We start from the raw sequence: 13271 nt of genomic DNA on the forward strand, positions 1-13271 counted from the left end.
TACTTCTTAAGAATCTTACCACCTAGAGAGCGGTTTATTAATTATCATTACAAATATTAGCGATATGTGATATGGTCAGTGAGGATAGTAGATTCGTACATACATATATACATGAAATGCGAGGAGAAGATTGAAAGTGATAGAGAGAAATACCCTTGAAAATCAAAAACCGAGTAAATTTAGTGATCCCATTTTTGTCATGCTCATAGCGAGCCTTTGTTGTTTGTTATGGGGAAGTGCGTACCCGTCCATCAAACTTGGATATATCGCATTTAACATTCTGCCGGAAGACATTGCTTCCAAGTATGTATTTGCCGGATATCGATTCACACTGGCGGGCTTGCTGCTATTGCTCCTGTCTCGTATCGTTAGAAAAGAGAAGCTTCAATTGTCCCGGCCTCAGTGGACAAGCCTTATCATGTTAGGTATATTGCAAACCGGTTTGCAATATATGTTTTTCTACGTTGGCGTAGCCAATACAACGGGTGTCAAAGGCTCCATTATGAATGCAACGACAACCTTTTTCAGTGTTGTTCTAGCCCATTTCATCTATAAAAACGACAAATTAAGCAGGAATAAAATTGTTGGCTGCTTGCTCGGATTTGTTGGCGTAATCATCGTAAACTTCCATACGGATCTGCTTGCTTTTTCCTTTTCATTCACAGGCGAAGGGTTTGTTATTATAGCTGCACTTATTTTTTCCGTTACGGCCCTTTACGCAAAACGTCTCACCGCTACGATCGATGTTCTGATCATAACAGGTGTCAGTTTATTCGTCGGGGGACTGGTACTTACAATGTTAGGTCTATCACTTGGCGGTCGGGTCACCCATTTCACCCTGGAATCCACCAGTAACTTAATCTACCTGGCTTTGTTGTCATCCGTCGCATTTTGTTTGTGGAATATGCTTCTCAAGTATAACAAGGTCGGAAGAGTGTCTGTCTATAACTTCCTTATCCCTGTGTTTGGCGCATTGTTATCGGCGTTATTCCTGGGGGAAACGATCTTGGAACTGAAAAATCTTGCTGCATTGCTGTTCGTGTCGGTTGGTATTTACTTGGTCAATCGTGTACGTTCTGTGTAAAGCTCCAATAACACTCTAATAAAATAGACTACCCGTCCATTTCGATGGATAACAAAAAAAGCCGCTAATTAGCGGCTTTTCATGTATGTGCGTATACGAATACATTCAATTCTCGCGATGTTATACCTTAATATATATTCGTAAAGTCAATTAAGTCTTCTTCTTCCAAATAATTAAAAACTATAGTGTGCTTACCCAGCTCATATTCCATCTCATAACCACCCACAACTTCATTATAATATTCCGAGGTGGGTTTTCCCATCCATCGTTTCACATTCCATGGTGAGAGATACTGCTTTTCATTGTACAGCTGAATAACCGCAATACGTGATTTCTTGCTAAGCTCGTGCATGTATGAATCAAACCCGATGCCGAATTTAGAATAATAATAGTACGCTCCCCATTCCCCGTTTGAACGAGAATTGGGTTTCCCCAACTTTTTTTGCATAGCTTGAAGCGTCATACCAATCTTGATGTCCGTCCGGCCTGGCAACACACCCTTTAAAGCAGCTTCCTTTAGGCTTTTCAGGTAAGCGCGATCGCCAACACCCGAGTTCGGCCAAGCGTCTGAACGGAGGTTACGCGTATCTTCCAACCGCAATTCCAATTTGTTCACATTCAGCTTAAACGTATCAACCCCATAGACAAATTGAAGGTTGTTGTAATTTTTGAACTGCACTCGGGCACCTGAAAGAGTACGGATTCCATCATCTCTGCTTGCAGAGTAGGAATCGTCGATTTTTTTCCCCTTATTATCGACATATGTTACACGGCGCAATTCCCCGGAACGAACAATATACGTTTTCACCTCATTAAAATTAGAAGTTCCCCAATCGGTGATCATCAGCATGTCTGGTGTACTAGCCTCTTTGCTCTTCACAACGAAGTTCCAGGTTTGAGGCAAAATAATCGTATTCAGATCCAGTTTTGCTGCCTGGACAGTTCCGTATGCTGCACCTTTTTTCAGCAAGGCCGCACGATACGTACCTGAATAGCTCTTATCGCCTTTTTTATTGTTCGTCCAACCATTTTCTTCGGTCAGCGTTCTCTTTTGTTCATCATAAGCGAAAATATAAACGGTGTAAGCCGTTTGTTTCGCATCACGAAGTGTAAATGAAAGCCGGCTCATACTTTCGAGCTGTTTGGCGGAGATTTGCTCTCCTTTGGCAGCAGCATTGGGTGGAAGCAGAAGCAATGCGCTCAGAACATAGGCGATTAAGGTAAATAAGGCTAGAGAAGCCCATTTTGCGTTGTGTTTAGGGTGTATCATCGATGACTCTCCTTTGAGTAAAAAAATAAAAATCTAACAGCTCTTTTCTAATTTTAAATCGTTCACAATCTCAACATTCAAACAGGTACTTGCTAGAGTGTAGCATTGATCAAACTATGTAAATAATATAGGTTCATGTTCAATAAGCATAGCCTCCTACTAGTACTATTTTCCTAAGAATGATAACATACCCTTTCTAATAAAGAAATATATAACAATCTGAATCAATGGTTTTCGATCCATATAACATAAAAAAAGCCGCTATATAGCGGCTCTTCAATTAACTTCGAATACCATATCATTTACAGACAGGAGTACACCACATTACGTAAGCGTCGTTGAACGTATGGCTCCTGACTGTTCAGAAGGTGCTGGGCATACATAACCGTAAGTTCTGAATCCGGATCAATAATAGCCATACAACCAGCAGCGCCGCTCCATCCAAATTCGCCAATTGGGCTCAGTGAGCCGCTTCCTGCTTTGGAGATATGTGTGCGAACACCCAGTCCATATCCGTATCCATACATATGATCCCACGAATAATCACCGCGAGTCAACTCGTTCAGGTGATCCGTTCGCATCAGTTCCACTGAAGCTTGTGACAGAATGCGCACACCTTCGGGACTCGTACCACGCCCAGTTAGTGCGTTCAAGAAAAGTGCATAGTCACTAACGGTTGACAACAAACCTGCACCGCCGCTCTCCAGCTCGGTACCCACACGGAATCCATTACCATCCATACGTACAGCCTTTTCAAGCTCATCATTGTAAGCATACTGCGGAATCAGGCGCTTCTGCTGCTCATCGTTAAGATTAAACGCTGTATCGTTCATGCCAAGTGGTCCAGTAATTTCGTCCCGCAGATACGTACCAAAGCGTTGGCCACTTACCACTTCCACCAAGGCTCCCAGCACATCATGGCACATGCTGTAATTCCAGTGTGTCCCTGGTTCAAACAGCAGTGGTTCCTTCGCAAGCGCTCTCGCAAAGTCGCGTGTTGGCAATGTTCCGTCGGTTCTTTTTACTGCTTCCTGAATGCTTGGACAACCAACATCATACGAGAACCCGGCAGTCATGGTGAACAAATCACGTACTGTAATGGCTCTTGTCGCCTTTTCCAGTCGGATCTCCCCGTTCGCCATCGTTTTTTTCACCGTCATCTCAGCATACTCTGGCAGATAATCAGACAAGGGATCGCTTAACAGCATTTCCCCTTTCTCCACCAGTTGCAGCCCTGCTACGCAAGTCATGATTTTGGTCATGGAGTATAGATTGAAGATCGCTCCATCACCGATAGGTGTTTTCTCTTCCAGATTGGCGTATCCATTACGATAATGGAAAACGGTATCATTTCGATGCATCACCAGCACCTCTGCCCACGGTATACGCCAGGATGTAATGCGGTCGATAAATGAAGCAAGCGGTTTAAAGTCCATTTTTTCCCGTCCTTCTATGTAAAATCGTTTATCATTTTGCGATGTGGTACCTATTCAATCCCACAATCGACATATTAATAATATACGACCTTTTACAACGATTGACCACCACCTATATACTCTACTATGTGCAATTACGACTATATCTTCCTCTTCACTAAAATGCTTCGCACGAATAAGCCGATCCAATAAAGGATCAGCTTATGTTGTAACGTTTTAGACTTCGCCGCGTCTGTTCTCAACCGATTTCATACGGTTTTGATCATCTGGTACCCGGTCAACACTGAACTCTTGACCAGCTTCAACCTCACCATGACCTGAAATATTCCGCGAAAAATTAGTGAACTGTCTTTTTTGCTCATCCAGTTCATGTTTTTGCTTCAAAAGCTCTTGCGGGTCCTGTTTTGTCACTATGCTAACCTCCCATACATGAAATCATGCATTGTATTCGCACTATAGAAGTTTTCCATAAGAGAGCTGTACTTATGCATGAAGTACCGATTCCTTTCATAATATGAGTCCATACATTCACCAAACATGGTATAGAACCTATGTGACATAAAGGAGAGAACAACAGATGAAGCGGATCCTCTTGTCCTATCCTCTTAGTGTAAATACTCCCGTTTATAAAGATAACCCTCCTGTTGAGATTCAGCAGCAGTCCAGTATACATCAAGGAGATCTGTATAACCAATTTATCATCACATCTCTCAACCATAATGGAACTCATATTGACGGGCCTTGGCATTTTAATCCGCAAGGTCTAAAATTCAACGAGATTCCAATAGACTACTTTATCTTTACTCATCCAACAATCCTCGATATTCCCAAAGGTGATGATGAACCTATTACAAAAGCTGACCTGGAGCCGTATGAACACCAGATCGCTGGCTCTGATCTACTGCTCATACGCACAGGTTTTGGAAAGTTTCGATCATCTGACCCTGTTCGTTATAGTGATCATAACCCAGGGTTTGCAGCAGATACTGCAAGTTACCTGATGGTTTTTGATTCATTGAGAGCAGTTGGAATGGATATGATCTCTTCTGGCTCTGTGATTCATGTGGATGAAGCTATCACTTTTCATCAGATTATGCTTGGGAAAGGTCGGGTTGATGGCAAGTTCATTCTACTTATAGAGGATATGAATTTAAACCATGATTTATCTGGAATTGAAAAGGTATATGCTGTTCCATTGTATATTGAAGGTGTTGACAGTAGCTTCAGTACAGTTTTTACTGAAGCTTGATTTTTTTTATATACATATGGTAAAAAAAAACGCGCTGGCCAAGAGTATTTCTCCTGTCAGCGCGTTTTTGTATGTTAGTGAATATCTTTCTTTTTGAAATTGCCGCCTCTGACTTCAGCTACATCATATACGACTACAAAAGCAGTTGGGTCAATTTCGTGAATGATATCTTTAATTTTACTCTCTTCCATCCGGTTAATGACACAAGTAATTTCCTTGAATTGCTCATTAGAGTAGCCACCGTAAGCCTCGGTATATGTTGCTCCACGGCCTAAGCGGTCCCGAATGGTTTCAACCATAATCTCAGGTTGATTCGTAATAATTTTAAACGTTTTGGAGCCGCTCAAGCCCTCTTCAACAATATGTATTACTTTAGAAGCAATGAAATACGCAAGTCCTGACAAGATCGCACCTTGCAGACCAAACACGGTAGAAACGACAATAAATACAAACATGTTGAGGAACAGAATGAGATCACTGGTTCCAAAAGGTACTTTTCGCGAAAGGAGTACAGCCAGCATATCTATGCCATCCAATGCGCCACCATTACGTAATGCAAGTCCCATACCAAAACCGATAATAATCCCGCCGACAACCGTAACAAGCAGGGTATCACCTTCAATGATGGTTGGTACATGGTGCATCAGACTAGTGCTGATTGCGAGTGAAGCAATACCGATGATCGAATATAACGCAAAACTTTTTCCGATTTGCTTGTACCCTAGCCACACAAATGGAATGTTAATAATCCCGATGAGTATCCCCAGTGGTAATCCGAACAGTTGTGATCCTACGATACTCAGACCTGTGACACCACCATCTGAGACATTATTCGGGATCAATATGGCTTCGAGACCATATGCCGTTATAAATCCCCCAATGATAATCAATAATACTTTGGAGAGGATCTTTAACTTGTTTGACTTTTGTTTTCTGTTTTGATGCATTGCATTTCCCCCTTGATGAACAACCGATAAAAAACAGTCTATAATAAAAATCACTGTTTTGGCAATAGATCGTCATTTGTGTGTGTTAGTTCATTGTCCGATGAGCGTTCGATACGACGAAATTTTATGCTCAAGCATCTCATCTGCTGTGTTAAGTATGTGCATCTGTTTTTGAATTGACTCTTTATGCTCCTCCAGCAACTTCAAGCGATCTGCCGCCGTATGCTCCCCTTCCTGGAATAAGGATGCATACTTCTTAATGGTAGCAATGGGCATCTGGGTCTCTTTTAGTTTGATCACAAATTGAAGCCATTTCAGGTGGGACTCGTTGTATCGCCTGTCTCCACTGGAATCTCTGAGAGGGGTTACAATCTGTTCTTTCTCATAATAACGCAACGTATGTGCACTGATATGGAGTAAATCTGCCACTTCACCAATGGTATGCATGGTTAACCTCCCCTCTATATTCGAGCTTGACTTAGAGTAAGCTCTAATCAGTATAATCAACTCGTGTTCACATCACAATAAAAAACGAAATCAGATCCAGGAGGAATTCCCATGAAATACACAGTGATTACCGGTGCCAGTTCAGGTATTGGATATGAAGCGGCATTAGCTTTTGCAGCTCGTGGCAAAAATATGATCCTGGCAGCACGCAGAACCGATGAATTGAACAAGTTAAAAGGAAAAGTTGCTGAAATCAATCCTGATCTGGATGTTGTCATTCGTACAGTGGATCTTTCCATTGGCACTAATGTGCATGAATTCTATGAAAGTCTTCAGGATTATTCTATTGAGACGTGGATTAACAACGCCGGATTCGGGAATTTTGCTTCCGTGGGCGAACAACACCTGCCCAAGATTGAACAGATGCTTCATCTTAATATAGAAGCTCTTACGATTCTTTCTTCCCTGTATGTACGTGATTATGCTGATATCGATGGCACACAGATCATTAATATTTCGTCTGGTGGAGGATATACGATTGTAGCCGATGCAGTAACCTACTGCGCAACTAAGTTCTATGTAAGTGCCTTTACGGAAGGGCTTGCGCAAGAGTTGAAGGGCAAGAACGCAGCAATGCAAGCCAAAGTTCTCGCTCCGGCTGCAACTGAGACGGAATTTGCGAAACATTCCTTTAATGTAGACGAGTTTGAGTATGAAGGCAGAGTTCCCAAGTTCCATACAGCGGAACAAATGGCTGGATTTTTACTTGAGTTGTATGACAGTGAGAGTGTAGTCGGCATTGTGGACGGGTTGACGTATGACTTTGAACTAAGAGAACCGATCTTTCCATACGCTGCGAGACGTTAAACATCAGTTAACGTTAAGAAGGGAACCTGTCTCCAGGTTCCCTTCTTTGTATTTATATTCAATGCTTACTATATAATGAAGTAATTATGCTAGCCTCATTTTGAAATCCTGATATCCGAATTCACGGACAACTTCACAATCGCCGTCTTTTCTTTTAACAGCAATCGCTGGAAGCGGCATGCCGTTGAACGTGTTGGTTTTCACCATGGAGTAAATCGCCATGTCTTCGAATACCAGACGGTCGCCTTCTTGCAAAGGCTGATCGAATGAATAATCCCCAATCACGTCACCAGACAGACAGGTTTGTCCACCTAGGCGATACAGATGAGCCTTCTCGCCCACTTCTCCCGAACCGATCAGCGGCGGGCGATATGGCATTTCCAGCACATCCGGCATATGGCATGTAGCTGAAGTATCCAGAATGGCGATGTCCATGCCATTTTTATGGAAGTCCAGCACAGAGGTCACCAGATAACCGGCGTTCAGCGCAACAGCTTCTCCCGGCTCCAAATATACTTCCAGGCCATAATCATTCTGCATACGCTTGATGCAAGCTTCCAACCTTGGAATATCATAATCTTCACGTGTGATATGGTGTCCACCACCGAAGTTGATCCATTCCATTTGCGGCAACCATTGTCCGAACTTCTCAACAACTGCGTTCAGCGTAGTCTCCAGATCATCTGAATTTTGCTGACACAGTGTGTGGAAGTGTAGTCCAGAGACACCTTCCAACAGATCTGCTTGGAAATCCTCTTGTTTCGCGCCAAAACGCGAACCCGGAGAACACGGATCGTAGATCTCGTGTCCTTCTTGGGTAGAGCATTCTGGATTGACGCGCAAGCCGACCTTACGGCCAGCCTGAAGCGCCTTATCCTTAAATTTTGCAAGCTGTGAAAAAGAATTGAAAATTATGTGATCGCAGATGGAAAGAATCTCGTCGATCTCTTCTGCGCGGTATGCCGGAGCAAAGACATGATTCTCTTTGCCCATTTCCTCGTGGCCCAGGCGTGCTTCATACAAACCACTCGCCGTAGCTCCGCTCAGGTATTCTCCAATCAGCGGGTACATCGCAGTCATGGAAAATGCTTTTTGAGCGAGCACGATTTTGGCACCTGTACGCTGCATAACACCGTTCAGGATTTTCAGGTTTTTCTCAATAAGCGCCTCGTCAACAACAAAACATGGTGTCGGTAATTGCTCGAACCGCATTTTAACGAACAAGCTCCGATTCTTTAACTTCTTCTGGCAGCTCATCAACGAGTACCGGGTTGAAGTCTTCTACCCATGGGAGGCCCCATTTGTTCAACTCTTCCATGAATGGATCCGGGTTGAACTCTTCTACATTGTATACGCCTGGTTTGTTCCATTTGCCTGTCATGACCATTGCTGCACCGATCATAGCTGGAACGCCTGTTGTGTAAGAGATCGCTTGGGAACCCACTTCTTTGTAGCACTCTTGGTGATCACAGATATTGTATACATAATATGTTTTGTCTTGACCATCTTTTTTACCTTTGAAAATACAACCGATGTTTGTTTTACCTACAGTACGTGGTCCAAGGGATGCTGGATCAGGCAGTACTGCTTTCAGAAATTGCAGTGGAATAATTTGTTTACCTTCATATTCAATAGGCTCGATTGAAGTCATGCCTACATTTTCAAGAGCTTTCAAGTGAGTCAGGTAGCTTTGTCCAAATGTCATGAAGAAACGGATACGTTTCAGACCTGGCATATTTTTTGCCAAAGATTCCAATTCCTCATGGTACAACAGGTACATGTCTTTCTCGCCAACTTCTTTGAAGTCGTAGACACGTTTGATTTCCATTGGCTTCGTTTCGATCCATTCACCATTTTCCCAGTATCTTCCGTTCGCAGATACTTCGCGAATGTTGATCTCAGGGTTGAAGTTAGTTGCGAACGGATAACCGTGGTCGCCGCCATTGCAGTCCAAAATGTCGATGTACTCAATTTCGTCGAAGTAGTGCTTCAGGGCATAAGCGGAGAATACGCCTGTCACGCCTGGGTCAAAGCCACTACCGAGCAATGCAGTGATGCCTGCTTGTTCAAAACGCTCTTTGTAATCCCATTGCCAGCTGTATTCGAACTTCGCTGTATCATGTGGCTCATAGTTCGCTGTGTCCATGTAATTTGTTTTCGTTGCAAGGCAAGCATCCATGATTGTCAGATCTTGATACGGCAAAGCAAGGTTCATAACGATATCCGGTTTAACTTCGTTGATCAGAGCGATCAGTTCGTCAACATTGTCAGCATCTACTTGTGCTGTTGTAATTTTTGTTTTTCCGCCGTCCAGCTTGGCTTTGAGTTCATCACATTTGGATTTTGTACGACTCGCGATGCAGATTTCCTCAAAAACTTCACTGTTTTGAACGCATTTGTGTACTGCCACGGAAGCAACGCCGCCGGCGCCGATGATTAGTGCTTTTCCCATTTTACATTCTCCTATCCCAATATGTATTTTTTTTAATTGGTTTAATTTGTTTGATACAGTAACGACAACAAGACAACAAAAAAAGCAAGGTGAAAAATGCCCGCAATCGCGCATCATCACACTTGCTTATCGATATACATCATAAAAAAGACGTGAAGTCTCCATGACCAAAAAAGTTCACAAGAACTCCTTTGGCGGAAAGCTCCTTCATGTATATCAATATTGGATCAGAGTCTATATAGCAAATAATTCGCCTTTACCACTCTTATTGACCGTTTCACAAGTTGATGTGCAATTGCACTGGTTGTAAAGTAACCAACTTATAAAATTTGAGCTTTGAACTCAATCAATAAAGCAACGTAAGTTGCCAATCGGCGTTTGACCCGGCTGTCCGTATGGCCTTAACTTCCTGGTGAAGTGGTCAAAATTATCTGCTGGAAAGCTCTAATTCATATTGATAAATTAACTTCCCAAAATCACAGGTCTTACACTATCAGACGTTGAAAAAAAAATCAAGCAATAATTAAAAATTATTTTTTTGTCCGAACGAGGACTAAGAAAGAAATTGATATCCTTCGAATACTTTTAACCCTTCTGTATTAAGTAATTCCCTTGTTGCTTCATGCTTTTGAGGACTTTTGTCGAATACTTCTTCACACGCGATCATGGTGTGATGCCAGCAATTTCCACTAACCTATCATGGGCCGAATGGTTCGTTTCCTTCTTTGCGAGCTTGCAGAGCAAGTTCAATGACTTTATGCATAAAAAATTCATCTTTATTCATATCGTTTACCTCCAGAACAAAAATGATGACTCAAATATATCTTAGCTCTTAATCATTGAACAATGACACGACTGATCTCTATTCATCCCATTCTATCATCATTACAAATAAAGAGTATGACGAAAATTCGTCATACTCCAGTGAGTCAACCTAAGTTAATCTATTAAAATTTTACGGGCAACGATGACAATCCTTGTGATGACAAAGCGGAGTGCCAATGAATCTCTTCCTGGGGAACACTGAGCTGAAGATCCGGCAGTCGACGTAAAAGCGTAGTAAACGCCACGTCTCCCTCCACACGAGCAAGTGGAGCCCCAAGACACATATGGATGCCGTGTCCAAAGGCCAAATGCCGTTTTATTTTGCGTTCAATATCCAACTCTTCGGAGTCATTGAACTGCTGCTCATCCCGATTCGCTGATTTCAACAGAGGAATCACAACATCTCCCTTTTGAATCAATTGTCCATCCAGTTCCGTGTCCTGCGTTGCATATCGAGGACCTGACGAAGTGGCGGGGCCGTTATATCTTAACAACTCCTCTACCGCAGAAGGAACCAGATTCAGATCTTGTTTCAGTTGTTCTAGTTGTTCGGGATGTGTCAGAAGTAGATAAGAGCCGGTCGCAATCAGATTCGACGTTGTCTCATGTCCAGCAAATATTAATAAAGTGATCATGGATATTAATTCATCTTCATTCAGTCGATCCCCCTCCTCCTCGATCACAATTAATTGACTGATGAGGTCATCGGAAGGTTCCACTCGTTTGTTCGCCACAAGCTGAGCCGTGTATTCTGCGAATGATCGCAAATGCTGCGCTACTTCAGGGTCCTGTTTACCGAAACCAAGACCTTTGGCAATGGCTTCAGACCATACATGGATCTGAGGTCGATCTTCCTGAGGTATACCCAGCATCTCGGAAATAACGTTGATTGGAAATGGATAGGCATAGTCTTTTACAAGATCCATCTCTCCTTTTCCTTCAAATTGATCAATTAATTCATTGGCAATTTCCTGGACACGCGGACGCAGGCTTTCCATATATCTTGGCGTGAATGCTTTGGACACCAGGCTACGCAGTCTTCGGTGATCCGGTTCATCAACAAAGAGCATCGACTTTCCCGTAAAAAAAGTTTGGGGTTCCGATGAATCAAGCTCGCCTGAGAGATTTTTTCGAATATCATTGCCACGATCAATAGAGTTCATATCTACGGTAAATCGAGAGTGGTCTTTCAATACTTCCATGGCGACATCCATTCGAGTTACAATCCAGGTTTGCCCTTCACCACCCATCGGATTAGGAATAGGGACAACGGAGCCTTTGGCACGCATCTGTGCAAACATAGCAAATGGATCTTTGCTATTTTCTTCGCTAAACAAATTAAATTCCGCTTTTTCTGATGTCTGGTTATTCGAATTAGTCATATAAATCTTCCTTTCGAAGTGAAGTTATTCAAATCTATGGAAATATATGTTCATTTCGATTATATACTACTCGTATATTTAATTTCAAATATCACCATTTGACATCCACAAACAACTGTTATAAAAGAATTTAACAGATATACTATTAGTATAATAATTATAATTGTAAAAATAAAAAAAGGATCGGCTATTAGCCAACCCTATATTAATTACGTTGTTTCACAAGTTCCAAATACCACCAACAGGCTTCGGTTAGTCTATTGGCTTCGGATTGAAAAGCACCGGACTTGTACTCTTTGTGAAATGCTTGAAGGACAACTTCGATTACAGGAATATTTAAATCTTCTTTATCCTGTAATAACGCCAAAAGTCCCTTGGAAAGTTGCTTTAATGATGTAGATTCCTTGGATTTTTGAACAATCTTGTTGAACTCATCCAATTCCTCCAACAGCTTGTCGATATCGAGACCATGATCACGGTTACGCTCATCAGCATTCAGAAAACAAAGAGACTGAACGTCAAAAATATGTTCATTTCTTTGGTGCATTGTTCTTAATATCACTTCGATGTACGTTAATACTTTTGGAACAACTTCGCTCCAAACCGGTTTTTGAGTATTTAGACTTCTTGAGGTGTTGGCAATCTGATGTAGTATGCCATAGCACAATATTGCACCTTCGTTGGCATATAAGCTAATGTCATTCCCGTACACCTGAATCAAGCGTGTAGACAGCCATTTTAGGTGAACTGTAGCCAGTTTGGCTGAGTTGATCTCCCCGGAATAAAAACCCGTCCAATATAATTCCCACACTCGCTCTTTATTAGGTACGGACATAGGAATCGCAATCTGATCTACGAGCAAGTCATAATCCGATGTATAGTGATTCTGTTCAAGTTCCTTGCGAATGAAAACATCCTCCTGCATACGCTGATCAATAATCGAATATAAACAGTCTTCTTTCGAACTGAAGAATTTGTAGAATGTACCTTTGGATACACCTGATTGATCCAGAATCATCTGGATTGTTGTATTTGCATAGCTATGCTCTAAAAATAGTGCAAGTGCTGTTTCCAATAAACTTTGTTTACGACTACTCATTTTCCATCATCGCCCCAGGTTTTTATCTGATTTTAACATTCATTCCTCAGGAGTTGAAGCATTGGTTCATAGTATAGCCGTCATATAAAATATTTGCACAATGAGTAAATTTGCACAATGAGCAACTTGTTGTTATGATAAACCTCACAAAGTGCATATTCAGTAAGTGTGCTCTTCTTAAAAAAACAAACCATAGTCATTGGTATTGGAGGT

Annotated in this window: 12 protein-coding genes; 3 read left to right on the forward strand and 9 right to left on the reverse strand. The window is 42.0% G+C overall.

The window, feature by feature from the left end:
- The first annotated feature begins 136 nt into the window (after positions 1-136).
- Complete coding sequence (locus FE296_RS28870) at positions 137-1084, forward strand: DMT family transporter (protein WP_150367271.1); 948 nt, start codon at positions 137-139, stop codon at positions 1082-1084.
- Positions 1085-1211: 127 nt separating this feature from the next.
- Here the strand turns inward: FE296_RS28870 and FE296_RS28875 are convergent, their stop codons facing one another.
- From FE296_RS28875 to FE296_RS28885, 3 genes are all read right to left on the reverse strand, one after another.
- Complete coding sequence (locus tag FE296_RS28875) at positions 1212-2354, reverse strand: DUF4309 domain-containing protein (protein WP_150367272.1); 1143 nt, start codon at positions 2352-2354, stop codon at positions 1212-1214.
- Between the two features lie 302 nt (positions 2355-2656).
- On the reverse strand, positions 2657-3790 hold the full coding sequence (locus FE296_RS28880; RefSeq protein ID WP_150367273.1) for a serine hydrolase domain-containing protein: 1134 nt from the start codon (positions 3788-3790) through the stop codon (positions 2657-2659).
- A 216-nt stretch (positions 3791-4006) separates the two neighbouring features.
- On the reverse strand, positions 4007-4201 hold the full coding sequence (locus tag FE296_RS28885) for a hypothetical protein (protein WP_017688524.1): 195 nt from the start codon (positions 4199-4201) through the stop codon (positions 4007-4009).
- Between the two features lie 166 nt (positions 4202-4367).
- Between FE296_RS28885 and FE296_RS28890 the strand changes: the two genes are divergently transcribed.
- Complete coding sequence (locus tag FE296_RS28890; RefSeq protein WP_150367274.1) at positions 4368-5039, forward strand: cyclase family protein; 672 nt, start codon at positions 4368-4370, stop codon at positions 5037-5039.
- A gap of 74 nt (positions 5040-5113) precedes the next feature.
- On the opposite strand, the gene FE296_RS28895 is transcribed toward FE296_RS28890, so the two are convergent.
- Together FE296_RS28895 and FE296_RS28900 are read right to left on the reverse strand one after the other, a co-directional pair.
- Entirely contained in the window at positions 5114-5986 is an 873-nt protein-coding gene (locus tag FE296_RS28895) for a YitT family protein (protein ID WP_124114666.1), read from the reverse strand.
- Positions 5987-6076: 90 nt separating this feature from the next.
- Positions 6077-6433 (reverse strand): MerR family transcriptional regulator, encoded by a 357-nt coding sequence (locus tag FE296_RS28900; protein WP_124114665.1) that lies wholly within the window; start codon positions 6431-6433, stop codon positions 6077-6079.
- A gap of 111 nt (positions 6434-6544) precedes the next feature.
- Between FE296_RS28900 and FE296_RS28905 the strand changes: the two genes are divergently transcribed.
- Positions 6545-7300, forward strand: a complete 756-nt coding sequence (locus FE296_RS28905; protein WP_124114664.1) for an SDR family NAD(P)-dependent oxidoreductase — start codon at positions 6545-6547, stop codon at positions 7298-7300.
- A gap of 84 nt (positions 7301-7384) precedes the next feature.
- Here the strand turns inward: FE296_RS28905 and nspC are convergent, their stop codons facing one another.
- The 4 genes from nspC to FE296_RS28930 form a co-directional block, all read right to left on the reverse strand.
- The gene (gene nspC, locus FE296_RS28910; RefSeq protein WP_105598686.1) at positions 7385-8512 is read right to left on the reverse strand and encodes a carboxynorspermidine decarboxylase; all 1128 of its coding nucleotides are present in this window, start codon (positions 8510-8512) and stop codon (positions 7385-7387) included.
- Position 8513: 1 nt separating this feature from the next.
- Positions 8514-9752, reverse strand: coding sequence for a saccharopine dehydrogenase family protein (locus tag FE296_RS28915; RefSeq protein WP_017688530.1), 1239 nt, complete (start codon positions 9750-9752; stop codon positions 8514-8516).
- A gap of 947 nt (positions 9753-10699) precedes the next feature.
- The gene (locus FE296_RS28925; protein ID WP_124114663.1) at positions 10700-11959 is read right to left on the reverse strand and encodes a cytochrome P450 family protein; all 1260 of its coding nucleotides are present in this window, start codon (positions 11957-11959) and stop codon (positions 10700-10702) included.
- A gap of 205 nt (positions 11960-12164) precedes the next feature.
- Positions 12165-13058: a TetR/AcrR family transcriptional regulator gene (locus tag FE296_RS28930; RefSeq protein WP_124114662.1), complete on the reverse strand. Its 894-nt coding sequence runs from the start codon at positions 13056-13058 to the stop codon at positions 12165-12167.
- Between the last annotated feature and the right edge of the window lie 213 nt (positions 13059-13271).

Origin of the sequence: Paenibacillus sp. UASWS1643 (assembly GCF_008693195.1) — a bacterium.
GTDB classification, from domain to species: Bacteria; Bacillota; Bacilli; order Paenibacillales; family Paenibacillaceae; genus Paenibacillus; species Paenibacillus amylolyticus_B.

Bases quoted from the DNA above. Each gene is read 5' to 3' on its own strand.
- FE296_RS28900 (WP_124114665.1), bottom strand. From the start codon at position 6,433: ATGCATACCATTGGTGAAGTGGCAGATTTACTCCATATCAGTGCACAT.
- FE296_RS28875 (WP_150367272.1), bottom strand. From the start codon at position 2,354: ATGATACACCCTAAACACAACGCAAAATGGGCTTCTCTAGCCTTATTT.
- FE296_RS28925 (WP_124114663.1), bottom strand. From the start codon at position 11,959: ATGACTAATTCGAATAACCAGACATCAGAAAAAGCGGAATTTAATTTG.
- FE296_RS28905 (WP_124114664.1), top strand. From the start codon at position 6,545: ATGAAATACACAGTGATTACCGGTGCCAGTTCAGGTATTGGATATGAA.
- nspC (WP_105598686.1), bottom strand. From the start codon at position 8,512: ATGCGGTTCGAGCAATTACCGACACCATGTTTTGTTGTTGACGAGGCG.
- FE296_RS28895 (WP_124114666.1), bottom strand. From the start codon at position 5,986: ATGCATCAAAACAGAAAACAAAAGTCAAACAAGTTAAAGATCCTCTCC.
- FE296_RS28930 (WP_124114662.1), bottom strand. From the start codon at position 13,058: ATGAGTAGTCGTAAACAAAGTTTATTGGAAACAGCACTTGCACTATTT.
- FE296_RS28915 (WP_017688530.1), bottom strand. From the start codon at position 9,752: ATGGGAAAAGCACTAATCATCGGCGCCGGCGGCGTTGCTTCCGTGGCA.
- FE296_RS28890 (WP_150367274.1), top strand. From the start codon at position 4,368: ATGAAGCGGATCCTCTTGTCCTATCCTCTTAGTGTAAATACTCCCGTT.
- FE296_RS28880 (WP_150367273.1), bottom strand. From the start codon at position 3,790: ATGGACTTTAAACCGCTTGCTTCATTTATCGACCGCATTACATCCTGG.